The organism is Paenibacillus sp. FSL R7-0312, from assembly GCF_038004445.1.
Lineage (GTDB): Bacteria > Bacillota > Bacilli > Paenibacillales > Paenibacillaceae > Paenibacillus_AQ.
The window spans coordinates 7,457,712-7,483,330 of sequence record NZ_JBBORE010000001.1 but is presented as its reverse complement, the minus strand read 5'-3'; the positions used below and the strand labels follow the sequence as shown (position 1 = coordinate 7,483,330).

26 protein-coding genes are annotated in these 25,619 nt (G+C 50.0%); 17 read left to right on the top strand and 9 right to left on the bottom strand.

The features are described 5' to 3' along the window. Positions 1-207: 207 nt before the first annotated feature. Positions 208-759: a histidine phosphatase family protein gene (locus tag MKX70_RS32280; protein WP_340789626.1), complete on the top strand. Its 552-nt coding sequence runs from the start codon at positions 208-210 to the stop codon at positions 757-759. A 303-nt stretch (positions 760-1,062) separates the two neighbouring features. Continuing rightward, positions 1,063-1,905, top strand: a complete 843-nt coding sequence (locus tag MKX70_RS32275; RefSeq protein ID WP_340789624.1) for a hypothetical protein — start codon at positions 1,063-1,065, stop codon at positions 1,903-1,905. Between the two features lie 391 nt (positions 1,906-2,296). On the opposite strand, the gene MKX70_RS32270 is transcribed toward MKX70_RS32275, so the two are convergent. The 5 genes from MKX70_RS32270 to MKX70_RS32250 all read right to left on the bottom strand — a co-directional run bounded on the left by MKX70_RS32270 (position 2,297) and on the right by MKX70_RS32250 (position 6,497). Next, positions 2,297-3,259: an alpha/beta hydrolase gene (locus tag MKX70_RS32270; protein WP_340789622.1), complete on the bottom strand. Its 963-nt coding sequence runs from the start codon at positions 3,257-3,259 to the stop codon at positions 2,297-2,299. 105 nt (positions 3,260-3,364) lie between these two features. Beyond that, positions 3,365-4,333, bottom strand: coding sequence for a type I phosphomannose isomerase catalytic subunit (locus tag MKX70_RS32265; RefSeq protein ID WP_042233372.1), 969 nt, complete (start codon positions 4,331-4,333; stop codon positions 3,365-3,367). 212 nt (positions 4,334-4,545) lie between these two features. Beyond that, positions 4,546-4,935 carry a VOC family protein gene (locus tag MKX70_RS32260; RefSeq protein WP_340789619.1) on the bottom strand — a complete coding sequence of 130 codons (390 nt, stop codon included), beginning with the start codon at positions 4,933-4,935 and terminating at the stop codon, positions 4,546-4,548. Beyond that, positions 4,936-5,541 carry a tRNA (mnm(5)s(2)U34)-methyltransferase gene (locus tag MKX70_RS32255; protein ID WP_340790252.1) on the bottom strand — a complete coding sequence of 202 codons (606 nt, stop codon included), beginning with the start codon at positions 5,539-5,541 and terminating at the stop codon, positions 4,936-4,938. Then, positions 5,541-6,497: a TIGR01212 family radical SAM protein gene (locus MKX70_RS32250; RefSeq protein WP_042233378.1), complete on the bottom strand. Its 957-nt coding sequence runs from the start codon at positions 6,495-6,497 to the stop codon at positions 5,541-5,543. The genes MKX70_RS32255 and MKX70_RS32250 overlap by 1 nt, the downstream gene beginning before the upstream one ends. Before the next feature lie 244 nt (positions 6,498-6,741). Here MKX70_RS32250 and MKX70_RS32245 point away from each other — a divergent pair, with 244 nt between their 5' ends. Both MKX70_RS32245 and trmB read left to right on the top strand, forming a co-directional pair. Continuing rightward, on the top strand, positions 6,742-6,924 hold the full coding sequence (locus MKX70_RS32245) for a hypothetical protein (protein ID WP_039301551.1): 183 nt from the start codon (positions 6,742-6,744) through the stop codon (positions 6,922-6,924). 335 nt (positions 6,925-7,259) lie between these two features. Beyond that, on the top strand, positions 7,260-7,976 hold the full coding sequence (trmB, locus tag MKX70_RS32240) for a tRNA (guanosine(46)-N7)-methyltransferase TrmB (protein WP_042233380.1): 717 nt from the start codon (positions 7,260-7,262) through the stop codon (positions 7,974-7,976). Positions 7,977-8,130: 154 nt separating this feature from the next. On the opposite strand, the gene MKX70_RS32235 is transcribed toward trmB, so the two are convergent. Together MKX70_RS32235 and MKX70_RS32230 are read right to left on the bottom strand one after the other, a co-directional pair. Continuing rightward, a complete protein-coding gene (locus MKX70_RS32235) occupies positions 8,131-9,246 on the bottom strand; it encodes a UDP-N-acetylglucosamine--LPS N-acetylglucosamine transferase (RefSeq protein WP_042233381.1) in 1,116 nt (371 codons plus the stop codon). Positions 9,247-9,301: 55 nt separating this feature from the next. After that, complete coding sequence (locus MKX70_RS32230) at positions 9,302-9,829, bottom strand: phosphatase PAP2 family protein (protein WP_042233383.1); 528 nt, start codon at positions 9,827-9,829, stop codon at positions 9,302-9,304. A 409-nt stretch (positions 9,830-10,238) separates the two neighbouring features. Between MKX70_RS32230 and MKX70_RS32225 the strand changes: the two genes are divergently transcribed. The 4 genes from MKX70_RS32225 to rplT all read left to right on the top strand — a co-directional run bounded on the left by MKX70_RS32225 (position 10,239) and on the right by rplT (position 12,911). Next, positions 10,239-11,477 (top strand): glycosyltransferase family 2 protein, encoded by a 1,239-nt coding sequence (locus tag MKX70_RS32225; RefSeq protein ID WP_042211122.1) that lies wholly within the window; start codon positions 10,239-10,241, stop codon positions 11,475-11,477. A gap of 287 nt (positions 11,478-11,764) precedes the next feature. Continuing rightward, the gene (gene infC, locus MKX70_RS32220) at positions 11,765-12,262 is read left to right on the top strand and encodes a translation initiation factor IF-3 (protein ID WP_039301536.1); all 498 of its coding nucleotides are present in this window, start codon (positions 11,765-11,767) and stop codon (positions 12,260-12,262) included. 57 nt (positions 12,263-12,319) lie between these two features. Continuing rightward, the gene (rpmI, locus tag MKX70_RS32215) at positions 12,320-12,520 is read left to right on the top strand and encodes a 50S ribosomal protein L35 (RefSeq protein WP_036696104.1); all 201 of its coding nucleotides are present in this window, start codon (positions 12,320-12,322) and stop codon (positions 12,518-12,520) included. Between the two features lie 31 nt (positions 12,521-12,551). Beyond that, positions 12,552-12,911 (top strand): 50S ribosomal protein L20, encoded by a 360-nt coding sequence (gene rplT / locus MKX70_RS32210; protein ID WP_036649386.1) that lies wholly within the window; start codon positions 12,552-12,554, stop codon positions 12,909-12,911. A 119-nt stretch (positions 12,912-13,030) separates the two neighbouring features. On the opposite strand, the gene MKX70_RS32205 is transcribed toward rplT, so the two are convergent. Then, positions 13,031-13,573, bottom strand: a complete 543-nt coding sequence (locus MKX70_RS32205) for an acyl-CoA thioesterase (protein ID WP_042233386.1) — start codon at positions 13,571-13,573, stop codon at positions 13,031-13,033. Between the two features lie 305 nt (positions 13,574-13,878). On the opposite strand from MKX70_RS32205, the gene MKX70_RS32200 reads away from it, so the two are divergent. The 5 genes from MKX70_RS32200 (at position 13,879) to MKX70_RS32180 (ending at position 19,226) form a co-directional block, all read left to right on the top strand. Beyond that, complete coding sequence (locus MKX70_RS32200; protein ID WP_042233388.1) at positions 13,879-14,958, top strand: BMP family lipoprotein; 1,080 nt, start codon at positions 13,879-13,881, stop codon at positions 14,956-14,958. A 178-nt stretch (positions 14,959-15,136) separates the two neighbouring features. Then, positions 15,137-16,675 carry an ABC transporter ATP-binding protein gene (locus tag MKX70_RS32195; protein ID WP_042233390.1) on the top strand — a complete coding sequence of 513 codons (1,539 nt, stop codon included), beginning with the start codon at positions 15,137-15,139 and terminating at the stop codon, positions 16,673-16,675. Beyond that, complete coding sequence (locus MKX70_RS32190) at positions 16,668-17,744, top strand: ABC transporter permease (protein WP_039301514.1); 1,077 nt, start codon at positions 16,668-16,670, stop codon at positions 17,742-17,744. The genes MKX70_RS32195 and MKX70_RS32190 overlap by 8 nt, the downstream gene beginning before the upstream one ends. Next, complete coding sequence (locus tag MKX70_RS32185) at positions 17,745-18,695, top strand: ABC transporter permease (RefSeq protein ID WP_042233395.1); 951 nt, start codon at positions 17,745-17,747, stop codon at positions 18,693-18,695. A gap of 177 nt (positions 18,696-18,872) precedes the next feature. Continuing rightward, positions 18,873-19,226 (top strand): hypothetical protein, encoded by a 354-nt coding sequence (locus MKX70_RS32180; protein WP_042233397.1) that lies wholly within the window; start codon positions 18,873-18,875, stop codon positions 19,224-19,226. 22 nt (positions 19,227-19,248) lie between these two features. Here the strand turns inward: MKX70_RS32180 and MKX70_RS32175 are convergent, their stop codons facing one another. Next, a complete protein-coding gene (locus tag MKX70_RS32175) occupies positions 19,249-19,695 on the bottom strand; it encodes a GNAT family N-acetyltransferase (protein WP_039301506.1) in 447 nt (148 codons plus the stop codon). A gap of 621 nt (positions 19,696-20,316) precedes the next feature. On the opposite strand from MKX70_RS32175, the gene ilvB reads away from it, so the two are divergent. The 4 genes from ilvB (at position 20,317) to MKX70_RS32155 (ending at position 25,374) form a co-directional block, all read left to right on the top strand. Next, positions 20,317-22,068 carry a biosynthetic-type acetolactate synthase large subunit gene (gene ilvB, locus MKX70_RS32170; protein ID WP_042233399.1) on the top strand — a complete coding sequence of 584 codons (1,752 nt, stop codon included), beginning with the start codon at positions 20,317-20,319 and terminating at the stop codon, positions 22,066-22,068. A 5-nt stretch (positions 22,069-22,073) separates the two neighbouring features. Further along, positions 22,074-22,553, top strand: a complete 480-nt coding sequence (gene ilvN, locus MKX70_RS32165; RefSeq protein ID WP_039301592.1) for an acetolactate synthase small subunit — start codon at positions 22,074-22,076, stop codon at positions 22,551-22,553. A 181-nt stretch (positions 22,554-22,734) separates the two neighbouring features. Then, positions 22,735-23,727, top strand: coding sequence for a ketol-acid reductoisomerase (gene ilvC, locus MKX70_RS32160; protein WP_039301500.1), 993 nt, complete (start codon positions 22,735-22,737; stop codon positions 23,725-23,727). Between the two features lie 105 nt (positions 23,728-23,832). After that, complete coding sequence (locus MKX70_RS32155) at positions 23,833-25,374, top strand: 2-isopropylmalate synthase (protein ID WP_042233401.1); 1,542 nt, start codon at positions 23,833-23,835, stop codon at positions 25,372-25,374. The last annotated feature ends 245 nt before the right edge of the window (positions 25,375-25,619 follow it).

The window sequence follows — 25,619 nt, the reverse complement described above, 5'->3', positions numbered from 1 at the left end:
CGGAAGCCTGCTGAAATGGCCGGAGCTTACGGTTGTCCCTTGGGGGCAATGAAGCTCCGGCTTTTTGCTGTGTTCATGGCGCTCAACTACTTCAGCAGATGGGATATGAAGAAAGTGGCAAGCCTCCATTAAGAAATACGACCGGGTAGGATTGTGTAGAACGAGTAGCGAATAGATTGAGTACCAATAACAGACAGGAGGATTTCAATGACACAGTTTTATCTCATCCGCCATGGTGAACCCGATTGGAACATCAATGAGCAGTACAAATTAAAGGGCCATGGCCGGGATCTGGTACCTCTTACGGAAGCAGGAGTGAACCAGGTATATCGGACAGCACAAGATGAGCGGCTGAAAGAAGCGGAGGTCATTATTTCTTCTCCTTACACAAGAGCACTTCAAACGGCCGCTATTTTATCCAAGGAACTCGGTTTAGACATAAAGGTTGAATTGGATTTAAGGGAATGGCAGCCTGACTTAACCTTTGAATATGATTCCCTGGAGCAGCTTGCAGAGCTGGGGAACGATTATGATGCTAATCTTGGGGTATATCCTCCAGGGGCAACCAAGCAATGGGAGTCCAAAGAACTGCTGAAGAACCGCGTGGAGAAGGTGATTGACAGATATCTCGGATTTGAAAAAGTGATCATTACCGGACATGGCATGGCTTTTCGTACCCTCGTAGGAGAGATGGAAGAAATTCCGCATGCCTCCATTACCGGATATAATAAAACACAGGCTGTAATAGGAATTACGTAATTGTAATTGGCGGTATCCGGTGTTAATATCAGGAATGAGATGCCTGTAAAGGAGCATAAACCGTATCATGTGGATGACTCTGTAAAGATTAACAAGCCGGAAGAATGCCTGAAATAGTGAACGCACTATTGTATTAGGCATGTCTTTCTTTAATCTTACAGGGTATGCAGGATAAGGTGTGTCATAAAACCACTTCTGCGGATACCCTTTTGGTATCCGCTTTATTGTCGTGTCGCGGGAAATACGCATCTCCCTTGATTCTTACCTGCCTATCCTCCTAAAAATGACTGGAGGAACTACTATATGCATACTAAATTGATCTTAATTGAGGGCTTACCGGGCTCCGGGAAATCAACCACGGCTCAGCTGGTGCATGAAATTCTTACAGAGAATAATCTTAGGGCTCAGCTATTCCTTGAAGGGAATTTGGACCATCCTGCTGATTATGATGGAGTCGCTTATCTAGATGAAGTTGAATACGATGATCTATTGAGCGACTATGAGGAATTTAGGGATTTATTAAGCCCATATACATGGAATCAAGAGAATAGTTATTTCGTGGAATACCGGAAACTAATCAATGAACACTGTTCAAGTATTCCAAATGAAATGCTGGATACTTTGGTGAAGCACGATGTGTATGAATTGCCGCTAGACCGAAACAGGGAACTGATTACGGCAAAATGGAAGCAGTTTGCAGAGAGAGCCTTAAATGGCGCTGACCTTTATATTTTCGATTGTTGTTTCATACAGAATCCTGTAACCATGGGAATGATCAAACATGATGCTGCCAAGGAAGACATCACAAATTATGTTGTTGAACTGGCAGCCATATCAGAAGCGCTGAATCCGCTTCTGATATACGTTGACCAGAACGATCTTGAGTATTCCTTCGGCAAGGCTTTTGAAGAGAGACCCCAAGAATGGTCTGAAGGCTTTGTTGACTATTACACCAAACAAGGGTTTGGCAAAAAACAGGGTTACACCGGCTTGGAAGGAACTCTGCAGGTGCTTAAGGCAAGAAGGGACTTAGAAGAATCCATATTAAGCAGCTTGAATATGGCTAAGCGCAAAGTAAACAACTCTTCATATGATTTAGATGCGTACAGACAGGTTTTAGTGAAGGTATTATCAGGAATAAACTGAAGGGATTTTAAAGGCAGATGGGCGATGGAACCTGGAATTGGATCATCCTCAAGCTTGGGCCTGAATTCGGTGCAATCGGTAAGGATTGAGACCATTCTCAAGCAGAGAGCCTAGCAGATAATTGTATTTCGTGCAGTTAAAATACGGCGAAAAGCCGGATGAGCAGGGATAACTGTATTCTGTACAATTAAAATACTGCGGCGTCAATCAGGTGGAGACCCTGGCAGCAACAGAACTTTGGCAGCATAACCGAAAGCGAGGCACTCCGTCAGGTACGGGGTGCCTCGCTTTATTTTAAAGATATATCTTAAGCTGCTGACAGTTCTCATCCTTTCCCCTGCGGGTTACATGAATGGTCAGCCAGGGTACCAGAGCCAAAGCTCCATTGAAGCTAGTTCGCCGTAGGCTGAAGCCGCATGGAGCCGGCAGGGAGGTGGCGGGCAAGCCAGTCCAGTACATCGGCGGTGACCTCATCCCGGTTGACCTCGTTCAGCATCTCATGCCTGCCTTCAGGGTACAGCTTGCACTCTACGTCCTGTATTCCCTGCCCGCGGTACAGTTCGGCCAGACGCTTCACCCCTTGACCGTTCATCCCCACGGGGTCTTTCTCCCCGGAGAACAGATAGACAGGTTTATCTCTGCACAAGGTCAGCAGGGTAGTCTTGGTATGAAGCTCCCGCAGCATATGGAAGAAATCCCGGAAGAAGCGGGTAGTGCAGATCGCCCCGCAGAACGGGTCGGAGATGAAGTGGTCTACTTCCTCCCGGTCTCTGCTGAGCCAGTCGAAGGCTGTTCTGACCGGTGAGAAGGAACGGTTATATGCGCCAAAAACAAGACCGTTCAACAATACGCTGCGATGGTGGTCTCCCTGCAGCCTTAGCTGCATTGCCGACAGAGATTCGGCCAGCCGCAGCATGCTCCGCGGACCGTTGGTACCGCTGAGAATGAAGCCGCTGTAGATGTCGTTACCTACTTCGCACATCAGCTTCTGGGCCAGGAATGAACCCATGCTATGGGCGAACAGGTAAATCGGCACATGCTGATGCCGGGAGCAGGCGATTCCCGCAAGCTGCAGCAGATTGCGGCGCATCCAGTAGAAACCGTTCTCCCCGGTATCGCCGAGCAGATTGACTTGGCCGGCGGTGAGGCCATGGCCCCGGTGGTCATTGGCATACACCGCATAACCGGCTGCGTTGAGCGCGGACGCAAAACGTGCATAACGCGCAGCCGTTTCACACATGCCGTGAGAGATCTGCACGACCCCTCTGACGTCGGCTCCAGCTTCCGGCAGCCATTCATAGACATGGATTTTGACGCCTAGTGGATCGGTCATTGTAAAGGTGTTCTCTGTCATCGCCGTCCTCCTGAAAGTTAAATTCAGCAATCCTAGCGTAAGAGTACTTCGTTATACTAAATCTGCCCGGTATACCAGTTATGAATGGATGTAAACCGCTGCTGCTTACGGCAGATAAGAGCGGAGAACGGTGGACATGCCTTCAATGCTGTAGGCGCCGAGGCTGGACGGGAGCAGATAGCATTCGCCCGCTGCATAAGGCTGGGAGCCGTCTTCCCAGATCAGGTGGCCGCTGCCTTCACAGATCACCAGAATGGTGAAGCTGTCGTCCGTGGTGGCGAGCTGCCATTCACCGGCGACCACACCTTTTTCTACGATGAAATAAGGGGAGGAGGCGATTTGCAGCCATTCACCGGCCACTGCACCGTCTGTCTTCATCGAAGTCGCGCCTGCACCTTCATAGGCAGTAACATTCAGGGAATCCTCAATATGCAGCTCGCGGGGCTTGCCGTCCAGGCCGGGACGGTCGTAATCGTAAATCCGGTATGTAGTGTCGGAGTTCTGCTGGATTTCGGCTACAACGACACCTGCACACAAGGCGTGAACGGTGCCTGCGGGAATATAGAAAGAATCTCCTGCCGCTACAGTCACTTCCTGCAGGCTGTCCATAACGGTCCCGTTCTCGAGAGCATCCTGCAGAACCTCGCGGGTTACGCCTTCTTTCAGACCGTAGATGATTTTGGCGCCCGGCTTGGCATCCAGCACGTACCACATTTCTGTTTTGCCCAGTTCGCCCTTGGGTAATCCGGCATAATCATCAGTAGGGTGTACCTGTACGGAAAGATTGTCATTGCAATCGAGCAGCTTGATCAGCAGCGGGAATCTTCCGCCGTCCTCCGTAATACCCTTGCTGCCAAACCATTCATGTCCGAACTGCTCACGGATGGCATCCAGACCTAGTCCGGCGAGTTCGCCGTTCACTACAGAAGAAGTTCCGTTCGGGTGGTCAGCGATCATCCAGCCTTCGCCGATATGGCCTTCCGGCAGCTCCAGGCCGAATTTCTCCAGCGCACGGCCTCCCCAGACACGTTCTTTGAACTCCGGCTGAAATTTCAGAGGATATGGTTTCGTCATTACAACATCTTCCTTCCTGATTATAGAATGGTTAAAACTTAATATTTAAACGGTACATCGGACTATAACCCAATAAGTAACCGGTCAAACGCTGGTCAACCAAGCCGGATCATATGTGACACGCTTAAGCTCACACATTATTGGCAGCATCATGGTTATGTTGTACTTATTACAACATTGATTGAGCGATACCAGGGTGATTGGAAGCAGGGCTATCTATGCGCCGGCTGGAAGAACTCAAGCTTCTCGCTGTCCGGTCCCTCGAAGAAGAAATAGCGGCTGCCGTTTGCGAGCTCTGAAATACCGGTCAGTCCCAGGATGCCGAGTCCGGCAAGTCTACTGTGCTCTTCCTCAATGTCATCGACTGTGAAGGCGGTATGGCTTACCCGTCCTTCCTGCGGCAGACCCCCGAATGCCCGTTCAATCAGTTCAATCTCCACACTGGCCTGTCCGGGGAAGCTGAGAAAGGCGAGACGCACTTCATCTCCAGGCTGGCCCAGACTACCCTGAAGCGTCAAGCCGATGACCTCTTGGTAAAATTGCAGTGAACGCTCAAGAATGTCCACTTTAATGCCAACATGCTCCATTTTGGTTACTGCCATTTAGTGATCAGCTCCTTTTTTCTTCTCTACAGCTACAACATACGGGGCGGAATCGCGCTGCAGCTGGCGGTACACGATGGATTGCGCGTCCGGCTGGGCCAGTCCGGCGGCCCAGGCTTCCACGGCGGCAGCTTCACGGCCGCCGCCTTCGTGGCCGGGATACAGCACGGCCGTGATGACCCCGCCCGGGCGCAGCAGCAGCAGCGCCGCCTCCAGCGCGGCCAGCGTGCTCTCCGGCTCGGTGATGATGGTCTTGTCGGCATCGCCTGCAGGCAGATAGCCGAGGTTGAACATCACCGCAGAGACCGTTCCGCGCCAATCCGGCGGAACGGCTTCAGCCATTGCTGCATGGCTCCGCTGCAGCAGGGTCACGGGAGACAGCGCAGCAGGCGCTTCCTCCCGGGCCAGCCGCAGGCGCTCTCCGGCAAGAGCCAGCGCCGCGTGCTGGATGTCGAAGCCGTAGACCCCGCCGCGCGGCCCCGCCGCCTTGGCGAGGAACAGGGTGTCGGCACCTGCGCCTACGGTGGCGTCAATGGCCCGTCCGCCGGGAGCGAGCCGCTCGGCGGTTAGTTTATGAGCAAAGCTAAGGACGGACATGAAGCCCATTAGCTCTTCCTCCAATACTTACCCTGCCAGGTATCACGGGCAATCAGCTCGTGGTCGATGGCATTAAGAACTTCCCATTTCTTGAGGCTCCACATCGGGCCGATCAGGGCATCGCGCGGAGCATCGCCGGTCAGGCGGTGGACAATCATGTCCGGCGGCAGAATCTCCAGCGAGTCGGCAATCAGCTTCACATACTCATCCTGCTCCAGGAAGCGCAGCAGACCGGCTTCGTACTGCTTTACCATCGGCGTTTTGCGCATGAGGTGAAGCAGGTGGATTTTGATCCCCTGCACGCCCATGTTGGCAACAGCAGATACAGTCTCCAGCATCATCTCGTGCGTTTCCTGCGGAAGCCCGTGAATGATATGGGTGCAGACCCGGATACCGTGACGTCTGAGCTTCGCAACGGCTTCGGTATAACAGGCAGTATCATGCGCCCGGTTAATCAGATCGGAGGTGGACTGGTGGATGGTCTGAAGCCCCATCTCCACCCACAGATAGGTGCGCTTGTTCAGATCGGCAAGGTATTCGACCACATCATCGGGCAGGCAGTCCGGCCGGGTAGCAATGGCGAGGCCGACCACACCCGGCTGCTGCAGGATAACCTCATAATATTCCCTTAGCTCCTCAACGGGAGCGTACGTATTAGTGTAGGCCTGGAAATAGCCGATATATTTAGCGTTTGGCCATTTCAAGTGCTGGCGGTCACGTACATTGTTGAACTGGGTTACCAGATCATCGCGGCGGCTTCCGGCGAAATCACCAGACCCTCTGGCGCTGCAGAAAGTGCAGCCTCCTTTGGCGATGGAACCGTCACGGTTTGGACAGGTGAAGCCGGCATCCAGCATGACCTTGAACACCTTGGTATCCATCTGGTCACGCATTTCATAGTTCCAGGTATGGAACCGTTTATCCCCCCACAGAAGCGGAGAGGAGGTCTGTAGAAGATTAGACATGTGCAGCTCCTTTCATTAACCTTCCCATTGTATCAAAAATCAAAGAGGAGCGTAACAATTACTCCCGGAAATCCAGCGGAAAAGGACTAGAAATAGGCAGGAAACAGCCGGGATTTCGCTTGTAAATGCTTACACAATATGTTATATTTAAAGTGTAAAAAAGCCGCTGCAGCAACCACAATCACATTTTTGAATTCATAATTTCGTGTCGTCCGGTCCATAATAAACCATAGAGGTGATAACGATGAATTCTCCAACGGTGTTTCCCGATAATAAAGGTTCGATTGATGTGCAGCTGACTCCCGATGAGGCCCTTGCCCTGACAGGCGTGGAATTTAACGGCAACCACAAGATTAAGACCGAAGCGCAGCGCAAGATCCGCAGTGCCTTCGAGAAGACATTTGATTTTAACGCTCCGGCAAGGTAGACTATGTACTGTTGAAAAATGGACCCCAATTCCAAATACAACAAAAGGGGATTTTCCAACCGGCCTTTTTCAGGCTGGACGGGGAATCCTTTTTTTTTTTGAACTATTGCAGGGATATTTCAGCTTCCTGCTTAAATCCCTTTACTTTTGACGGCAAGTTCGGCACAATATTGCAAGTGGCAGTTATCCTAGAGACTGCGACGAAATAAAGTACCGCTAATTTGTTGACAAAACTCCCAAAACCGTGGAGATTTTGTCAACAAAAGCGGGTACTAATTTCCTCGCAGCTCCCTATTCACAGATAATGCAATAAGAGATAAGCGGAGGAATACTTAATGCGTTTACGCGGAAGAAAAGGAATACGTGAAAGCCTTGAGGAGCAGACTGACCTGGTCATCCTTGATCCACGCAGCCTGAAGGGCCGGTGGTCAGAGCTGTTCGGCAATGATCATCCGATTCATGTGGAGTTCGGAATGGGCAAGGGGCAGTTCATCAGCCAAATGAGCTTCAAATATCCCGGTATCAATTTTATCGGCGTGGATATGTACGATGAACTGGTCCGGCGTGCAGCCGAGAAGGCCAGAAATGTGTGGGAGCCGGCAGGGGAAGAGACGCCGCCGAACGTCAGAGTGGCACTGGCTAATATCGATTATGCGGAGGAAGTATTTGCTCCGGGTGAACTGGAGCGGATCTACCTGAATTTCAGCGATCCGTGGCCGAAGAGCAAGCATGCCCGCCGGCGTCTGACGCATCCGCGTTTTCTCGACAAATACCGGGGGCTGCTTAGTCCGCTTGGCGAAATCCACCTGAAGACGGATTCCCGCAGCCTGTTTGAATTCTCCCTGAATGCTTTTGCCGACTATGGTCTGCAGATGAAGAACATTTCCCTTGATCTGCATGAAGGCGGCGTGATCAATGAAGAGCATGTCATGACGGAATACGAAACCAAATTTTACGGACGCGGTGTGAACATTCAGCGCTGTGAGGCCATTGTCGGGGAAGAGGCGATGAGGCAGTATCAGGCCTCACGGTTGGACAAATACCGCCTGTAGTCCGCCCACGGGTAAGAATATCATTCCGCATTATTAGCTGTATAGTACAAATGGCAGTCCGGAGAAACTTCCCAGGGCTGCCATTTGCCGTTTCTCAACCAAATATAAGAAGGATCATACCTTAAGTCCCATTGTTCTATAAGAATCCGGGAGGCTATTCCAGCATGTCAATGATGCTCTGGGCGCTTTGCAGCGGATTGAACCGGGAAATCTCCTCCAGGTGTGCTTTGCGTTTGGCCCGCACATCCCCGTAGTCGCCCAGCAGCCGTTCCATCCAACGGTCGACCACATCAAGGGAGCTTATGGGTTCCCCGAAGCCGGCTGCCGTGAAATAACGGCAGTTTTCTTCTTCCTGCCCCGGCAGCGGGGAATGGAAGAGCATAGGGATGCCCTTGGCCAATCCTTCGCTGCAGGTCATTCCGCCGGGCTTGGTGACCAGCAGGTCCGAGACCTCCATGAGCTTATCGACTTCACGGGTGAAGCCCAGCAGCTTGATGTTGGGGTGGCTGTAGCGCGGGTCTTCCTGCATTCCGCGCAGCAGCTTGTCATTCTGTCCGAGGCAGAACACAAGCTGCACCTGCTCCCGCCAGCCGGCGAGGGTCTCGTTCACCACCTCATCGTTCATCATGCCCCAGCCGCCGCCCATGACCATGACCGTAGGCATGTTCCGGAGGCTGAACTGCTTCTGGATCTCATCGCGGCCAGGATGCTCCCAGAAATCGGGATGTACCGGCATACCGGTTACCCGGATCTTGGCGGCAGCAACACTGCGGCGGCGAAGCTTGGCCTTGACCTCCGGTGTAGAGACCAGATATCGGTCCACTTCAGGACTAATCCAGCTGGCATGGGCGTCGTAATCCGTGATGACTGTGATCAGCGGCGCTTTCAGCGACGGATTCAGCCGCTTGAGTCGGGACACCACAGCGCCGGGAATGAAATGAGTGCAAACGATGATGTCCGGCTTCAGCTGCTTCACAATATTTTGCGTATGCGTATAAAATAGGCGGTGCAGGGCAAGTGTGGTAAGACGATTGAATGATTTCTGGTGCCGGTATACATAGCCCATCAGCCGGGGCTGGGAGATCACCGTTTTACGGTAGGCCGAGACAATGATCGGCGCCATCTTAGGATTGAGGAAGCTTCCGAGCTCCAGCACCTTCGTCTGCACATCAGGCGACAATTTGCGCAGGCTGCTCGACAGCGCGTATGCTGCCTGGGTATGCCCTGCGCCGAAACCTTCCGACAGCAATAATACTCTTTTTTTGCGCAATGTATAGTTCACCTGTTCTTTAGTGGTATTCAGGGGTCCGGCAGCCGGGAGGGCGTCAGACCCAGAGCGCAAGCGTGCCTGCGGCAACGCCGGAGCCGATTACCGCACCAGCGATGACATCGGACGGATAATGCAGCCCGAGATAGATCCGGGAGAAGCCGACCGTGCAGGCGAGCGGAAGCAAGATATAGGTCAGGGCAGGGTAAGCCATCATATAAGGAACCGTAGAGGCGAAGATAGCTGTAGTATGGCCTGAAGGAAAAGAATGATCCTTAAGCGGATTATGAAACGTATTGGTGCCCGGCAGCGCCAGATAAGGCCGCATGCGCGGATAGAGCTTTTTGGCAACGGCAACGGGCAGATGGCTTACTGCCAGCGCGGTCAGTGCCTGCAGTCCTGTAGTTCTCCATGGCTGTGGACACAGTGCCCAGATTAGAAGATTGATACCAATGGAGCTCGTAGCTCCTCCGAGATGAGTGAGGTACCAGAGCCAGAAGTTCAGAAAGCGGTTGTGCAGCCGTCCGTTAATCCATTGAAAGAGAAGCCGCTCCAAGAGATGCAGTTTCTTGAAAAAAGGTCTCATATCTTGTCCCTCCGTTAGTCCGGCTAAAGATATTTGGCGCAGCTTAAGCAGCAGGTTCCAAGACCTGAAGCTGTCTTTATCATACTTTTTTAAGGCAGTCCATTTCAAGAAAAAGCTCGGAATCACTCGAAAAATGCCAGTTTTGACTTGTGTACCCCAATGCGTCTACAATGATTCAAGCAGGAAGATCCCGTTTATAAGGTAACAGAGAAATAAGGATTCGGCCATGATCCGGATACCATGTTCATATCTTAGGAACGGGGCTAATACACAATCGGAAGCCTGCCCGAGAAAAAGGGATAATTCTTGTCTGCTGTAAGGGATGCAACAAAAGGGTCAGAAAGAACGTTAACAAGCCTGAGAGAGAAAGAGAACATCTAGACTTGGAAAAAGGGGGCATCAAAAGATCATGACAGACGCATTGTTTGTTACGCTCCAAGTGATCTTGGCGGCAATTGCAGTTTATCAGTTTGCATTCTCGCTGTTTGGACTGCACAAGAAAAAGAACAAGGTTAAGTATGCGCCGCAAAAGTCATTTGCCGTACTGGTTGCCGCGCACAACGAGGAAGAAGTAGTCGGCGCGTTAATGGAAAATTTGAAACAGCTTAATTATCCCCAGGAACTGTACGATGTATTTGTCATCTGCGATAACTGTACGGATAATACAGCAGCCATCGTACGGGAGCACGGCATGAATGCCTGTGTACGTACCAACACGAATCTTCGCGGAAAAGGGTATGCTATCGAGTGGATGCTCAAGGAGCTGTGGGCGCTGCCCCGCCAGTATGATGCTGTCGTGATGTTCGATGCCGACAACCTCGCGCATACCGAATTCCTGACCGAAATGAACAATGATCTATGTTCAGGGGGACGTGTAATTCAAGGTTATATTGATACCAAGAATCCGGAGGATTCATGGATTACCGCTGCTTATGGTGTATCCTACTGGTACATCAACCGGCTCTGGCAGCTGTCGCGCCATAATCTGAAAATGGCCAACTTCCTCGGCGGAACAGGCATGTGCTTCGAGACGAACCTGCTCAAAGAAATGGGCTGGGGGGCTACAAGTCTGGTTGAGGATTTGGAATTCACCATGCGCAGCGCTTCTAAGGGTGTGTATCCAAGATTCAACTATGATGCCAAGGTCTTCGATGAGAAGCCGCTTACGTTCAAGGCTTCCTCCAGACAGCGTCTGCGCTGGATGCAGGGGCATTTCACAGTCGCCCGCCGTTATTTCTTCCCTTTGCTGTGGCAGAGCATCAAAGAACGCAGCCTCACGAAGTTTGACTTGGCGCTCTATGGAGCGAATGTCTACATTGTGCTGCTGACATTCCTGATGACGGCTGTAATGTGGATCGATAACTCCATGTTCGATGGTCCGCATATTGCTAATATTTACGGTCATTTGCCGCTCTGGCTGAGCTACTTTGCCATTGGAGCCAATATTCTGACCTTCCTGCTGGCCATGGCGCTTGAGAAGGTGAAGTTCAAAAAGGTATATCTGTACCTCCTGGCCTTCCCGGTTTATCTGCTCTCGTGGTACCCCATTACGTTCTACGCGTTCTTCACGCAGAACAACAAGCAATGGAGCCATACCAAGCACACGCGTGTGGTGCGGCTTGAAGAAGTGCAGAGCAAGCAAGTGTAGTATAATGCCTGATTGTTATCTAAGTATTTTTTGGAGAAGATATTGACACTGTTCGCTCAGTGTTGTATAGTATTCAAGTATGCAAAACATAGGGATTGCAAGCAGAAGCACCGGCTTCTCACCTGAACGGCTAAATTGCCGGCTGGTTTTGATCTCAATGCTTTATGAATGGTTATAATTCATGAACGTTGATCAAACGGGGTGTCGGGGAGTTACCGGCATCCCTTTTTTATGGAGAACCGCATTACAAGAAGATCCGGAGGTGGAGTATTATCAGTAAGGAACATATGATCAATGATGAAATTCGGGCCAAAGAGGTTCGGCTGGTTGGAGCAGAAGGTGAACAAATCGGGATCAAACCGATCCGCGAGGCGTTGCAGATGGCGATCGATCTTAATCTTGATTTAGTCAATGTAGCACCGCAGGCGAAACCGCCGGTATGCCGCATCATGGATTACGGCAAGTTCCGTTATGAAACGCAGAAGAAAGAGAAGGAAGCGCGCAAGAACCAGAAGATCGTGGATATCAAGGAAGTCTGGTTCCGTGCTAACATTGAAGAACATGATTATCAGACCAAGTTCCGCAATGTTATCAAGTTCCTGGGCGAAGGCGATAAAGTGAAGTGCTCCGTTCGTTTCCGCGGACGTGAGATTACCCATGCGAGTATCGGCCAGAAGATCCTGGAGCGTGTGAAGAACGAAGTGGAAGATATTTCTGTTGTTGAGCGCCAGCCTAAGCTGGAAGGCCGCAGCATGATTATGATTTTGGCTCCAAAAGCCCAATAATTCTGGAGTCACTTGCACAGCAATTTGGCGCCGCATAATATTCAAGGAGGAAACACCATGCCTAAAATGAAAACACATAGCAGCCTGAAAGGCCGCTTTAAGATCACTGGAACTGGTAAAGTATTGCGTTACAAAGCTCACAAGAACCACTTGCTGTCCCACAAATCGAAACGCGCAAAACGCGTATTGAACGGCAATCCAGTAATGGCCCCTGGGGATGTAAGACGTTTGAAACAAGGACTTGCTAACTTGAAATAGTTAATTACACATTTTTGGGAGGTTTATTAATATGGCAAGAGTTAAAGGCGGATTTGTAGTTCGTCGTAGACATAAAAAAGTATTGAAACTGGCAAAAGGTTACTTCGGTTCCAAGCACCGCATTTTCAAAACAGCTAAAGAGCAAGTAATGAAATCGATGGTTTACGCTTACCGTGACCGTCGTCAGACTAAACGTAACTTCCGCAGACTGTGGATCGTTCGTATCAACGCAGCAGCGCGTTTGAACGGTCTTTCCTATAGCAAGCTTGTATACGGCCTGAAATTGGCTGGCGTAGAAGTGAACCGTAAGATGCTGGCTGATCTGGCAGTGAACGATCTGAATGCATTCAACTCCCTGGCTGTAGTTGCCAAAGAGAAGATCAACGCGTAAGAATGATATAAACCGAAAAGCACCGCCTGCGGGTTGTCCCGCGTGACGGTGCTTTTTTGTGCCCGAAGGCTGAGCTACTGCTCCCTGCTATATTGAAGGAACAGAATTCCGGAGGAGTGCTATTCCCAGTACTTTGTTGTGCTGAGTTGTGAAGCCAGCTTCTTGCTGCTGGCGCGTCTGATCTTGCGCAGTTCCGAACGCTCGTTGGCCGATTGGCAGATCAGCTTCTCTTCCTCAGTCTCGGCAATGATGGCCGGAACCGGAGATGGAGTGCCATCTTCGTGAACTGCAACGAAGGTAAGGAACGATGTAGCGGCAACAGCCCGTTCGCCTGTATAGAGGTTCTCCGAGATGATTTTGACGAATACCTCGATGCTAGTGCGCCCCGTCCAGGAGACGAAGGATTCGAAGCAGACGGAATCTGTGGGCCTGATCGGCAGAAGGAAGTCTACAGAGTCAGCGGAGGCGGTTACCACATTCGCACGGCAGTGGCGCATGGCCGAGATGGAGGCAACTTCATCAATTGTGCTCATCAGTTTGCCGCCAAACAATGTTTTGTGGTTGTTAACATCATTCGGGAAGACACGGCCGGTTTTGAATACGCGGGATTCGTGGCAGTATTTAGAGGCCGGAACAACTTGAGGTTTGTTTTCTTGATCCATTTCAGTAACTCCCTTTGCGAACAATATGTAAACATTCATGATAATAGAAAAGCCATCACTGTGCAATAATAACGTTAATGCGAGGGTATCACAAGATGAATTTTGAGGTTTCCTGACACCTATCATACATAGTGGTTACATGCTATGTCATGGTAAGCGGTTTCTTGTTGAAAAATGCAAATTATTATTGACCTGAGGTCATTAATAGACTGGATTTTAGCTTTTTTTGCAGGTATAATTTGTTCTAATGGTATGTCCAAGCAGAACACAGAAGACATCCAATTTTCTAAGGGGGATCACATTCGATGAAGAAGTTTTACCAACTATCTTTAGTTATGGTTATGGCATTCACTGTTATTTTGGCAGGATGCGGAAACAATAACAACGCAAACACCAATGCTGGAGCAGCAACTACTGCACCAACCACAGATGCAGCAGCTACAGAAGCACCAGCAGCAACTGAGGCTCCTAAGGCTGTCAAACTAGGTCTCGTAACTGACGTGGGCGGCGTTAATGACAAATCCTTTAACCAATCCGCTTGGGAAGCCCTGCAGGCTCTGGAAACAGAATCTGGCGCGGAAATCAAATACCTGCAAAGTAAATCCAATGCAGACTACGAGCCCAACCTTAACCAATTCGTTAAAGGCGGCTACGACCTGACTTGGGGAATCGGCTTTGACCTTGGCGACGCAGTATTGAAGGTTGCTACTGAGAACCCTACTGCTAATCTGGCGATCATCGACAGCGTAGTAGAAGCTCCTAACGTTGAATCCGTAACATTTGCTGAGAACGAAGGATCCTTCCTGGTGGGTGTTGTTGCAGGTCTGACAACCAAAACTAACAAAGTAGGCTTCATCGGCGGTATGGAAAGCCCGGTTATCAAACGTTTTGAAGTTGGCTTCAAAGCCGGCGTATTGGCAGTTAACCCTAGTGCGAATGTAACGATTACTTATGCAGGAGCTTATGACAAGCCTGATACTGGTAAATCCCTGGCTGCTACCCTGTATGATGCAGGCAATGACATCATCTTCCCGGCTGCCGGCGCTACAGGTAACGGCGTATTCAATGAAGCTAAATCCCGCAACAAAGCTGGCGGTACTAAAGTATGGGTTATCGGCGTAGACAAAGACCAATCCCTGGAATTTGGCGACGACGTAACTTTGACTTCCATGATCAAACGTGTTGACGAAGCGGTTAAGAAGGTTTCCCAGCAAGTGGTTGACGGAACATTCAAAGGCGGCACTACAACTGTTCTTAGTCTGAAAGACAACGGCGTAGGCCTTCCTGAAACATCCAAAGCTAACGTTTCTGCTGAAATCCTGGCTAAAGTTGACGAGTACAGCAAACAAATCATCGATGGAACAATCACTGTTCCTGCCGAGTAATTCGTTGCCTCACCTTTACTGGATTTAACCATATCAAGAAACAAGGCCGGTTACTTGAGCTGGCCTTGTTCTCTGTTACAACATTTGTTATAGGTATACACAGCGGTACCGTCCTGCATAGGGCGGTACAGCCGTGTCTATAAGGCAGTATTATATATTCTGTGATGAGGGTGATTCCATGAGTGCTGCGGCTCCTGTCGTAGAGTTGAAGCAAATCACAAAACGCTTTCCCGGTATTGTCGCGAATGACTCTATCAGTCTGACGCTGGAAAAAGGGGAGATTCATGCGCTGCTTGGTGAGAACGGGGCAGGCAAATCAACCTTGATGAATATCGTATTCGGACTGTACCAGCCCGATGAAGGCAGCATCGAAATCGACGGGAAACCGGTTATTATCGATAACCCTAATAAGGCTATTGAGCTTGGCATTGGTATGGTTCACCAACATTTCAAGCTAGTAGAGCCTTTTACGGTAACAGAGAATATTGTTCTGGGAATGGAACCGAAAAAAGGTCTTAAAATCGACTATAAATCCGCTGCGGAGCAGGTTCGTAAGCTATCGGAGCAGTACGGTCTTCAAGTCAATCCAAATGCCAAAATTCATGACATTTCGGTAGGCATGCAGCAACGGGTAGAAATTATGAAAACCCTGTACCGCGGAGCGGATATACTTATATTCGACGAGCCGACCGCTGTACTTACGCCTCAGGAAATTACTGAACTGATGGCGATTATGAAGCGGCTCGTTGCCGAAGGCAAGTCCATTATACTTATTACCCATAAGCTGAAAGAAATTATGCAGATTTCTGACCGTGTAACCATTATCCGGCGGGGCAAGGTAATTGATACCGTCAAGACCTCCGGCACGAATCCGAACGAGCTGGCCGAAAAAATGGTCGGACGCGGTGTTACCTTTAAAGTAGACAAGCAGCCGGCACATATTGGTGAAGGCATCCTGAAGCTGTCGGATGTCAGAAGTAAAAGCAAGGATGGGGTCGCTGTGCTGAACGGCCTCAGCTTTGAAGTGAAAGCGGGCGAGATTCTGGGGATTGCAGGAGTCGACGGCAACGGACAAAGCGAGCTTATTCAGGCGATTACCGGTTTGCGCAAGATCGATTCCGGTTCAATTACAGTTTCGGGCAAGGAAATTGCCAACCTCTCTCCGCGTAAAGTGTCTGAAATGAATGTCTCCCACATCCCCGAAGACCGGCACAAGCATGGACTGGTACTTGATTTCACCGTGAGTGAGAATATGGTGCTGGAAACCTATTATAAGAGCCCGTACAATCAGAACGGATTCTTGAATAAGGATGTTATCAACCGGCATGCAGAGGATCTGGTGAAGCAATTCGATGTACGCACGCCTTCAATTGAGAACAAGGCCCGGTCATTATCCGGCGGTAATCAACAGAAAGCGATTATTGCGCGGGAAATAGACAAAAATCCGACCCTTCTGATTGCAGCACAGCCTACACGTGGCCTTGATGTTGGAGCCATTGAGTTTGTTCAGAAGCAGCTGATTGCCCAGCGTGACCAGGGTAAAGCCGTATTGCTGATCTCTTTTGAATTGGACGAGATTATGAATGTATCTGACAGAATTGCCGTTATTTATGAAGGACAGATTGTCGGAGAAGTATTCCCGCAGGATACGAATGACCAGGAACTGGGTCTGATGATGGCGGGCAGCTTGAAGCGGGGAGGCCACGCGGATGTCTAGAATCAAAAAAATATTCGCTACAGACACCTACATTATTCCGCTTATTGCGATTCTGTTGGGTTTCCTGGTCGGCGCTATCGTTATGCTGATTGGCGGATACGATCCGGTCGCAGCCTACTCGGCGTTATTCAAACGCGTATTCGGCAGTCCATACGATTTCGGTGAAGCTGTACGCGAGATGACTCCGCTAATGTTCACAGGTCTAGCGGTAGCCTTTGCTTTTCGTTCAGGTATGTTTAACATTGGTGCGGATGGCCAGGTAATGATCGGTATGACGGCTGCATCAGTAGTCGGCATCAAGCTTGGCGGCGTATTGCCTGCATTCCTGCTTGTACCTCTTGCGGTGATTGCAGCGGGTGTATGCGGCGGACTTTGGGCGGGGATTGCCGGTTACCTGAAGGCCAAACGCGGAATCAACGAAGTTATTACTACGATCATGTTGAACTGGATTGCCCTCTTCCTGTCGAACTATATTGTCCGGACATTCCTGCTCTTACAGGGGCAGAACCGTTCGGAAGATAACCCGGCATCGCTGTCGATGACTTTCCTGTTCTCCACATTCGACAATGCCCGTCTGCACTGGGGAACGGTTATTGCCCTTGCAGCGGCGACATTCTTCTACGTCTATTTGTGGAAAACCAAGCAAGGTTACGAAATGCGTGCGGTAGGTTTGAACCCGCATGCTGCAGAATATGCAGGGATGAATGTAGGACGCAATGTGATCAAGGCGATGTTCATCAGTGGTGTGTTCGCCGGATTGGCGGGCGCTGGTGAAGTACTGGGTGTGTTCCATTATCAATCGGTATTCGCGGCATCACCTGGTTATGGATTCGATGGTATCGCTGTGGCTCTGCTGGGGCTGACTCATCCGCTCGGCGTCATTCTCGCTGCTATTCTATACGGTACGCTTACGTATGGCTCTGCAGGGATGAGCTTTGGTGCTGATGTACCTCCGGAGCTGATCCGTATTGTCATCGGTTCAATTATTTTCTTCATTGCTGCGCAAGGCATTGTACGCTGGGTGCTCAAACCGTTTTACTTCAAGCGCAAGAAAGAGAAGGTGTTATAGATGGAAGTCTTAGGCCAACTGCTCAATACAACGCTTGTTTTTTCCACGGCGCTTATATTTGCCGCCCTTGGCGGCATCTTCTCTGAACGATCCGGTGTCGTCAACATCGGACTTGAAGGCTTGATGATGTTTGGTGCATTTGCTGCAGCAGTAGGCGGGTACTACGCTCAGGAAGCAGGAATGGGTGAATGGGCGCCTTGGGTTGGTGTGCTTTGTGCCATGGCTGTGGGTGTGATTGGTTCACTGATTCATGCGGTGGCTTCAATAACCTTCAAGGCCGACCAGACGATAAGTGGTACGGTCATCAACTTCCTTGCCGCAGGCAGTACACTGTATATGGTTAAGCTAATCTTCGACGGTTCGGGTGAAACTCCGCTGATCGATGGTTTTAGCAAATTATCCATTCCCGGACTTTCCAAGATACCAGTGATCGGGGAAGGGATTTTTAATTCCTATCCAACGACCTACTTAGCGATTATATTGGTGATTGTTATTTATTTCGTCCTGTTCAAAACTCCGTTTGGACTCCGTCTGCGTGCAGTCGGTGAACATCCGAGTGCAGCAGATACACTGGGTGTAAATGTAAACAAGATGAGATATATTGGCGTAATGCTGAGCGGCCTGCTGGCTGGTATCGGCGGAGCCACGATTACTTTGACAACTACGGGTACGTTTGCGCATAATACCATCTCCGGACAAGGCTTCATTGCCATCGCAGCGATGATCTTCGGTAAATGGAATCCGCTGGGTGCTTTCGGAGCGGCCGTGTTCTTCGGTCTGTCCCAGGCCATCCGTAACTATGTGCAATTGTTTGAATGGTCCAAGAGCATTCCGCAGGAATTCATTTTCATGATTCCTTATGTACTAACTATCATCGTACTGGTAAGTGCAGTCGGACGTTCTTCGGCACCTAAGGCTCTGGGGGAACCGTACGACCCGGGTAAACGCTAGGGTCAGTTTCTCCTTGTTTAATTCTCTTTCGTTGCAGTGCGCATTTTCGGTTATCCGGAAATGCGTTTTTTTTATTCGCGGTGATGCTGCTCCTTCATGATTCGGGCAGGACAGATGTACAGGCAAATACCGGCTGAGGCGAATAGACTGCTTAAGAAACTCATTAGGAGGGATATTATGGCACAGCCGGTTACGAAAAAACAAGTCATGAAGCTGGTGGGTAGAAATATCGTTGCAGTAAAAAAAGACGGCTCCAAGGTGATGGGCAAGTTACTCCGTGTTTCGGGCAACCGTCTTGTTTTACAGCGTATCAGTGGTAAAAAAGTACAAACCAAAGCATTGATTCCGCTTGTATTATTTGATTTGCTGGCCGTCGGTACGGCTCCATACGCTTATGGCGGCGGGGGTTATGGATATGGAGGGGCTCCTTACGGAGGCGGATATGGTTACGGCCCTGGGCCTGTTCCCGGTCCTTACGGCGGTTATGGTCCTGGTCCCGGTTATGGTGTTCCGCCTATTGGATTCTTTTAAGCTGTAGAGCGGTCAGAGTTCGTCAGATAAACTGTTTTTCAAGCTCATAACAGTAGTTTTGCGGTTGATAACGGGCTACGCTGTAGCCCAGTTTTTCATAAAAGGCAAGACCGGCTGTATTTCCGGTATCCACAGAAACCTTAGCCCGCCGGCATGCACGTGATAGTGCAAACCGCTCCGCTCTGTCCATCAGCATATTCCCGTAACGCCTACGCCTTGCATTAGGCGCAATGGCGAGCATATCGATATATAACAAATCTCCATGCAGCATAAAGTGTACGAACCCCAGCGGATCACTCTCATAGTCAGGACAAGCCACGAGAGTAACGCCTTGCCCCAGACGGCGGGGCAGATCTTTTCTGACCTGATTGATAATCGTCTGTGGAAGATGGGATAGCGGGACAAGCTGCTTTTCAATCAAGTCAAAAATGACGGTGTCATCCTGCTTGGGTCTGCGGTAACGAATCATAAAATGCCCCCTTTCCACGCATTGTCGTACATCATATGCCCTGCTTGGTGTGGGCGTTCCGGAAAGGGTAGAACAACATTTTGTGAAGAATTTAATATATATCCGGAAGATGGGTATTGACTTACCGTGTGAGGAAATCATATAATGTGTCTAAACATTTTAACGAACATACATGTATCGGCGATGAAGAGGACGAAGTTTTAAGGGCTCTTTTGTTCAGAGAGTGAGAGGAATTGCTGCAACCTCCACCAAAATCCCTTATATACGAGCTCACCTCGGAGCTGTTTCCCTGAAAGGTCCATCAGCAAGAGCGTTGGAATTATTAGGGGGAATCGTCTAGTCCGCGTTAGGGACTTCAGGTTACAGAGATTTGGGCCCTGCCTACATCGATGGATTTTTGTATCCTGATAAGGCATTTCATCGTGAGATGGAATGCAAACATGGGTGGTACCACGGAAGCTAAACCTTTCGTCCCTCACGCGCTTATTCTGCGCGTGGGAGGCGAGAGGTTTTTTTGTTGAATGAGGAGGATTTACGGCCCGTTCGCCAATATTAATTGTTGTATAAAAGACGTCCTGTCATTTGAATAATGAATGTGAACAATCGAAGGGAGGAATACTGATGAGCGCGCAATTACCGGAAGAAGTGCGGTCTATAGAGCAGTTACGTGAGAAATGGAAAAATCCTGAGGTGATTACAGGGTCTGAAGTCCTGCTGCGCAGTCTAGTACTGGAAGGTGTGGATACTGTATTCGGATATCCGGGCGGGGCTGTACTCTATATCTATGATGCTCTTTATGGATTCGATGATTTCAAACATATTCTGACACGCCATGAGCAGGGAGCGATTCATGCGGCTGACGGATATGCCAGAGCGAGCGGCAAAGCAGGCGTATGTATCGCCACTTCAGGCCCGGGGGCAACTAATCTGGTAACAGGAATTGCTACTGCATTCATGGACTCTGTTCCGCTGGTGGTAATCACCGGGAACGTATTCTCCAGCCTGATCGGCACAGATGCTTTTCAGGAAGCGGATATTACTGGTATAACGATGCCGATTACGAAGCACAGCTATCTGGTACGGGATGTTGAAGACCTGCCGCGAATTATTCATGAGGCATTCCATATCGCGAATACCGGACGCAAGGGTCCGGTGCTGATTGATATTCCGAAGGATGTATCGGCTGCGAAGACATTGTTCACGCCGGTTCAGCAGCAAGGCGTTAACCTTCGCGGTTACAACCCGCGCACAGTGCCTAACAAGCTTCAGCTTGATAAGCTGGTGAAGGCCATTGCTGCTGCAGAGCGTCCGATTATTATTGCAGGCGGCGGGGTCATTTACTCCGGAGCGCATGAGGCGATGTATGAATTCGTGAAGCGTACAGAAATTCCTATTACTACAACATTGCTGGGTCTCGGCTGTTATCCGAGTGCGGAGGATCTGTGGATGGGAATGCCGGGCATGCACGGTACCTATACAGCGAACAATGCGATTCAACAATGCGACCTGCTGATTAATATCGGTGCCCGGTTTGATGACCGTGTAACCGGTAAGCTGGATGGTTTTGCTCCAAAAGCCAAGATTGTTCATATCGATATTGATCCGGCGGAGATCGGCAAGAATGTATCGCCTGATATTCCGATCGTTGGCGATGTAAAAACCGTGCTGGAAATGCTGATCCCTGATGTGAAGCGGGCCGCGAATGCGGATGCCTGGAGAACGCAAATCGCCCAGTGGAAGCTGGATCAGCCGTTGCGTTATAAAGATTCTGAGGCAGAGCTGAAACCGCAATGGGTAATTCAAATGATTAATGACACCACTAAAGGCGAGGCAATTGTTACTACTGACGTAGGACAGCACCAGATGTGGGCTGCACAATATTACAAATTCAATCACCCTCGTGCATGGATTACTTCGGGTGGTCTTGGTACAATGGGCTTCGGCTTCCCTGCGGCAATCGGGGCGCAAATGGCACATCCGGAGCGGCTGGTAGTCTCCATTAATGGTGACGGCGGCATGCAGATGTGTTCACAGGAACTTGCGATTTGCGCGATTAATAAGATTCCGGTCAAAATCGTCGTAATCAATAATCAGGTACTGGGAATGGTCCGGCAATGGCAGAATCTCATCTATGAGAAGCGTTACAGCTATACCGATCTTGCCGGCAGTCCGGATTTTGTGAAATTGGCTGAAGCTTACGGAGTTAAGGGTCTGCGGGCTACGAATAAAGAGGAAGCCGGAGCCGCGTGGAAAGAAGCCCTGGAAACACCTGGACCCGTCCTGGTAGAATTCGTTGTCCCTAAAGACGAGAATGTCTACCCGATGGTAACCCAAGGGTCAACCATTGATCAAATGCTGATGGGGGATGAATAGCGGTGATGAGACATACGATTTCCGTGCTTGTAAATGACCAGCCGGGTGTGCTGCAGCGGGTATCCGGACTGTTCGGCCGCCGGGGGTTCAATATTGAGAGTATTACTGTAGGCCAGTCTGAAGAGATTGGGCTGTCCCGGATGGTTATCGTTACTCTTGGAGACCAGCATACGCTTGAGCAGATTGAGAAGCAGCTCTATAAGCTGATTGATGTCATCAAGGTCATTGATCTTGGCTCCAAGCCCATGGTTGCCCGTGAGCTGGCGCTGATTAAGGTCAAGGCTGATCCGGCTGAACGGCCTGAGATTATGGGCGTGGTCGAAACCTTCCGGGCCTCGGTAGTGGATATCGGAACAACTAGCTTATTAGTACAGGTAGTTGGAGAGACCCAGAAAATTGATGCTATGATTGAGCTGCTGAAGCCATATGGTATTAAGGAACTGTCACGAACAGGTGTAACGGCGATGATTCGCGGCAATGCCTGATCGTCACAATTTATAGCTTTAACGAATTACTGCTTGCTTGCATTAATTTATTAAGATATGGTTAGGTTTTCCCGCGAAAGAGCGGGGGCTTGAGGAGACGCCAATGCATAAGTATTGAAGCCCTGCGCTCTTGAAGCACCCGCTCTTTACGATGGGTCCAAATTAAAGGAGGATATTGACAATGGCAGTTACAACGTACTATGAACAGGATGCAGAACTTAGCGTATTAAAAGGAAAGACAATTGCAGTAATCGGGTACGGAAGCCAAGGGCATGCTCAGGCACAGAACTTGCGTGACAGTGGACTCCAGGTTGTCATCGGCCTGCGTGAAGGCAAATCATTTGAAACTGCGAAGAATGACGGTTTTGAAGTATTGTCTGTTGCAGAAGCAGTATCCCGTGCAGATGTAGTGCAGATTCTCATGCCGGACGAAACACAGGCATCCGTATATAAGAATGAAATTGAACCGAACCTGAAGAATGGCGCGGCTCTGATGTTCTCCCACGGCTTTAACGTACATTTTGGTCAAATCGTTGCTCCTAAGGATGCAGACGTGCTGCTGGTAGCACCTAAGTCCCCGGGCCACATGGTCCGCCGTACTTATGTTGAAGGCTTCGGAGTTCCCGGCCTGATCGCCATTGAACAGGACGCAACCGGTAATGCCAAGGCGATCGGACTTGCATATGCCAAAGGTATCGGCTGTACCCGTGCAGGAGTTATCGAAACTTCCTTCCGTGAAGAAACAGAAACAGATTTGTTCGGTGAACAAGCTGTCCTCTGCGGCGGTGTATCCGCACTGATCAAAGCCGGATTCGAAACACTGACAGAAGCCGGTTATGCTCCTGAGATGGCATACTTCGAGTGTCTGCATGAAATGAAATTGATTGTGGACCTGGTGTATGAAGGCGGACTTGCCACTATGCGCGATTCCATCAGCAACACAGCTGAATACGGTGATTATGTAACTGGACCACGCATCATCACGGATGAAACTAAAAAAGCAATGAAAGAAGTGCTGTCCGATATTCAACAAGGTAAATTCGCCCGCGACTTCATCCTTGAGAACCAATCCGGCCGCGCCTTCCTGACTGCTACCCGCCGCAATGAAGCCGCTCATCCGGTAGAAGTGGTAGGGAGCCAGCTGCGTGAAATGATGCACTGGATTAAGAAATAGGACATATACTTAAGACTACATGAACCATAGGTGATCCTCAGATGCGGCCGTAATTTTGCGAGCCGCATTTGGGGATTTATGGACAATTTGCAGGAGGTGCTCAGCATGCGGAAAATATATGTGTTCGACACGACGCTGCGTGACGGAGAGCAGTCACCGGGTGTGAACCTCAACACGCGCGAGAAGGTGGAAATCGCCTATCAGCTGGAGAAGCTGGGAATTGACCGGATGGAAGCCGGATTCCCTGCGGCTTCACCCGGAGATCTGGCTGCGGTTAACGCAGTGGCCAGAGCCGTGAAGAACGTCACTTTGATTGGCCTCTCCCGTTCTAGAGAGAGTGATATCGATGCGGTTAAGGAAGCGCTGCAGGGTGCACAGGATCCTTGTATTCATATTTTTCTTGCTACATCACCGATTCACCGCCAGCACAAGCTCCGTATGGATAAAGCACAGGTACTGGAAACTGCGCAGTCGGCTATCCGTTATGCCAAGAAATATTTCCCCAAGCTGGAGTTCTCTTTGGAGGATGCCGGCCGGACAGAACGTGATTTCATGGCTGAAATGGTGTCGATGGCGATCCGTGAAGGTGCCAATGTGGTGAACATCCCTGACACTGTGGGCTATTTGAATCCTTCGGAATACGGAGCGATTTTCAAATTCCTGAAGGATACGGTGCCTGATATCGAACGTGTACAGCTCAGTGCACATTGTCATAATGATCTGGGGATGGCCACCGCCAATACGCTGGCTGCGATTCAGAATGGTGCAGATCAGATTGAAGGGACCATCAACGGTATTGGAGAGCGGGCAGGAAATACAGCGATTGAAGAGGTAGCGCTGGCGCTGGAGACCCGGAGCGAATTTTTTGACGCCAAAACTTCACTGGTCCTGTCGGAAATATCCCGTACCAGCCGCTTGGTCAGCAAGCTGACCGGGATGGTAGTGCCCGGGAATAAAGCCATCGTCGGTGCCAACGCCTTCGCCCATGAATCCGGTATTCATCAGGATGGCATGCTGAAGGAGAAGACCACCTACGAGATCATGACACCTGAAACGATCGGCCTCAAAGAGAGCAAGCTGGTGCTCGGCAAGCACTCCGGACGCCATGCCTTCCGCGACAAGCTCAGTGATCTGGGCTATGACGTCCCGGAGGAAGAGCTGAATGCCGCTTTTGCCAAGTTCAAGGATCTGGCGGACAAGAAGAAGGAAGTCTCGGATGAGGATATTCTGGCTCTTCTGGAAGAGAAGCTGATCGATACACCGGAGACCTTCAGCCTGCAGACGATATATGTGACTTATGGTAATGAAGCTACGCCAACGGCCAAAGTTATTATTAACGGGCAGGAGCCGCAGCCGATTGTGGCAGTTGCTGAGGGCAATGGTTCCGTAGACGCGATCTATAACGCCATTGATCAGGCTACTGGTGAAGAAGTCACCTTGGGAGACTATTCGATCAAGGCAGTCAGCAGAGGCAAAGACGCGCAGGGTGAGGTTCATGTTGTGCTGTCCCAAGGCGAAATCGCAGCGCAGGGCCGCGGACTCAGTACCGATATTCTGGAAGCGAGTGCCAGAGCCTATCTGGATGCGCTGAACAAGCTGATTGAGAAGCGTAAGTCGCTGCTCCCGGCTGACCAGGCCAGCCTGTAAACGGTATATATAGTAGCTTTAACTTAATTGAAACCTATGGTTAAGCCATTGGGCCAGCAGAACATTCTGCTGACCGGATGGCTTTTTTTGTTTTTCCTGGGGGAATTATGGTCTATGAGCGGTTTGTCAGTGATTTATCAGTGACTTTAGTTACAATTTAACTTGTCATAAACACGCCTTTTGGCACTTTCTTTGTCAATACTAAGCGGTTTTTAGGAAATTGGAGTGAGAAATGGAGAAATTAC

What these genes read in the sequence shown, in the direction of transcription:
- MKX70_RS32280 (WP_340789626.1), top strand. Translation starts at nt 208, where the DNA reads ATGACACAGTTTTATCTCATCCGCCATGGTGAACCCGATTGGAACATC.
- MKX70_RS32275 (WP_340789624.1), top strand. Translation starts at nt 1,063, where the DNA reads ATGCATACTAAATTGATCTTAATTGAGGGCTTACCGGGCTCCGGGAAA.
- MKX70_RS32270 (WP_340789622.1), bottom strand. Translation starts at nt 3,259, where the DNA reads ATGACAGAGAACACCTTTACAATGACCGATCCACTAGGCGTCAAAATC.
- MKX70_RS32265 (WP_042233372.1), bottom strand. Translation starts at nt 4,333, where the DNA reads ATGACGAAACCATATCCTCTGAAATTTCAGCCGGAGTTCAAAGAACGT.
- MKX70_RS32260 (WP_340789619.1), bottom strand. Translation starts at nt 4,935, where the DNA reads ATGGCAGTAACCAAAATGGAGCATGTTGGCATTAAAGTGGACATTCTT.
- MKX70_RS32255 (WP_340790252.1), bottom strand. Translation starts at nt 5,541, where the DNA reads ATGGGCTTCATGTCCGTCCTTAGCTTTGCTCATAAACTAACCGCCGAG.
- MKX70_RS32250 (WP_042233378.1), bottom strand. Translation starts at nt 6,497, where the DNA reads ATGTCTAATCTTCTACAGACCTCCTCTCCGCTTCTGTGGGGGGATAAA.
- MKX70_RS32245 (WP_039301551.1), top strand. Translation starts at nt 6,742, where the DNA reads ATGAATTCTCCAACGGTGTTTCCCGATAATAAAGGTTCGATTGATGTG.
- trmB (WP_042233380.1), top strand. Translation starts at nt 7,260, where the DNA reads ATGCGTTTACGCGGAAGAAAAGGAATACGTGAAAGCCTTGAGGAGCAG.
- MKX70_RS32230 (WP_042233383.1), bottom strand. Translation starts at nt 9,829, where the DNA reads ATGAGACCTTTTTTCAAGAAACTGCATCTCTTGGAGCGGCTTCTCTTT.
- MKX70_RS32225 (WP_042211122.1), top strand. Translation starts at nt 10,239, where the DNA reads ATGACAGACGCATTGTTTGTTACGCTCCAAGTGATCTTGGCGGCAATT.
- infC (WP_039301536.1), top strand. Translation starts at nt 11,765, where the DNA reads ATGATCAATGATGAAATTCGGGCCAAAGAGGTTCGGCTGGTTGGAGCA.
- rpmI (WP_036696104.1), top strand. Translation starts at nt 12,320, where the DNA reads ATGCCTAAAATGAAAACACATAGCAGCCTGAAAGGCCGCTTTAAGATC.
- rplT (WP_036649386.1), top strand. Translation starts at nt 12,552, where the DNA reads ATGGCAAGAGTTAAAGGCGGATTTGTAGTTCGTCGTAGACATAAAAAA.
- MKX70_RS32205 (WP_042233386.1), bottom strand. Translation starts at nt 13,573, where the DNA reads ATGGATCAAGAAAACAAACCTCAAGTTGTTCCGGCCTCTAAATACTGC.
- MKX70_RS32200 (WP_042233388.1), top strand. Translation starts at nt 13,879, where the DNA reads ATGAAGAAGTTTTACCAACTATCTTTAGTTATGGTTATGGCATTCACT.
- MKX70_RS32195 (WP_042233390.1), top strand. Translation starts at nt 15,137, where the DNA reads ATGAGTGCTGCGGCTCCTGTCGTAGAGTTGAAGCAAATCACAAAACGC.
- MKX70_RS32190 (WP_039301514.1), top strand. Translation starts at nt 16,668, where the DNA reads ATGTCTAGAATCAAAAAAATATTCGCTACAGACACCTACATTATTCCG.
- MKX70_RS32185 (WP_042233395.1), top strand. Translation starts at nt 17,745, where the DNA reads ATGGAAGTCTTAGGCCAACTGCTCAATACAACGCTTGTTTTTTCCACG.
- MKX70_RS32180 (WP_042233397.1), top strand. Translation starts at nt 18,873, where the DNA reads ATGGCACAGCCGGTTACGAAAAAACAAGTCATGAAGCTGGTGGGTAGA.
- MKX70_RS32175 (WP_039301506.1), bottom strand. Translation starts at nt 19,695, where the DNA reads ATGATTCGTTACCGCAGACCCAAGCAGGATGACACCGTCATTTTTGAC.
- ilvB (WP_042233399.1), top strand. Translation starts at nt 20,317, where the DNA reads ATGAGCGCGCAATTACCGGAAGAAGTGCGGTCTATAGAGCAGTTACGT.
- ilvN (WP_039301592.1), top strand. Translation starts at nt 22,074, where the DNA reads ATGAGACATACGATTTCCGTGCTTGTAAATGACCAGCCGGGTGTGCTG.
- ilvC (WP_039301500.1), top strand. Translation starts at nt 22,735, where the DNA reads ATGGCAGTTACAACGTACTATGAACAGGATGCAGAACTTAGCGTATTA.
- MKX70_RS32155 (WP_042233401.1), top strand. Translation starts at nt 23,833, where the DNA reads ATGCGGAAAATATATGTGTTCGACACGACGCTGCGTGACGGAGAGCAG.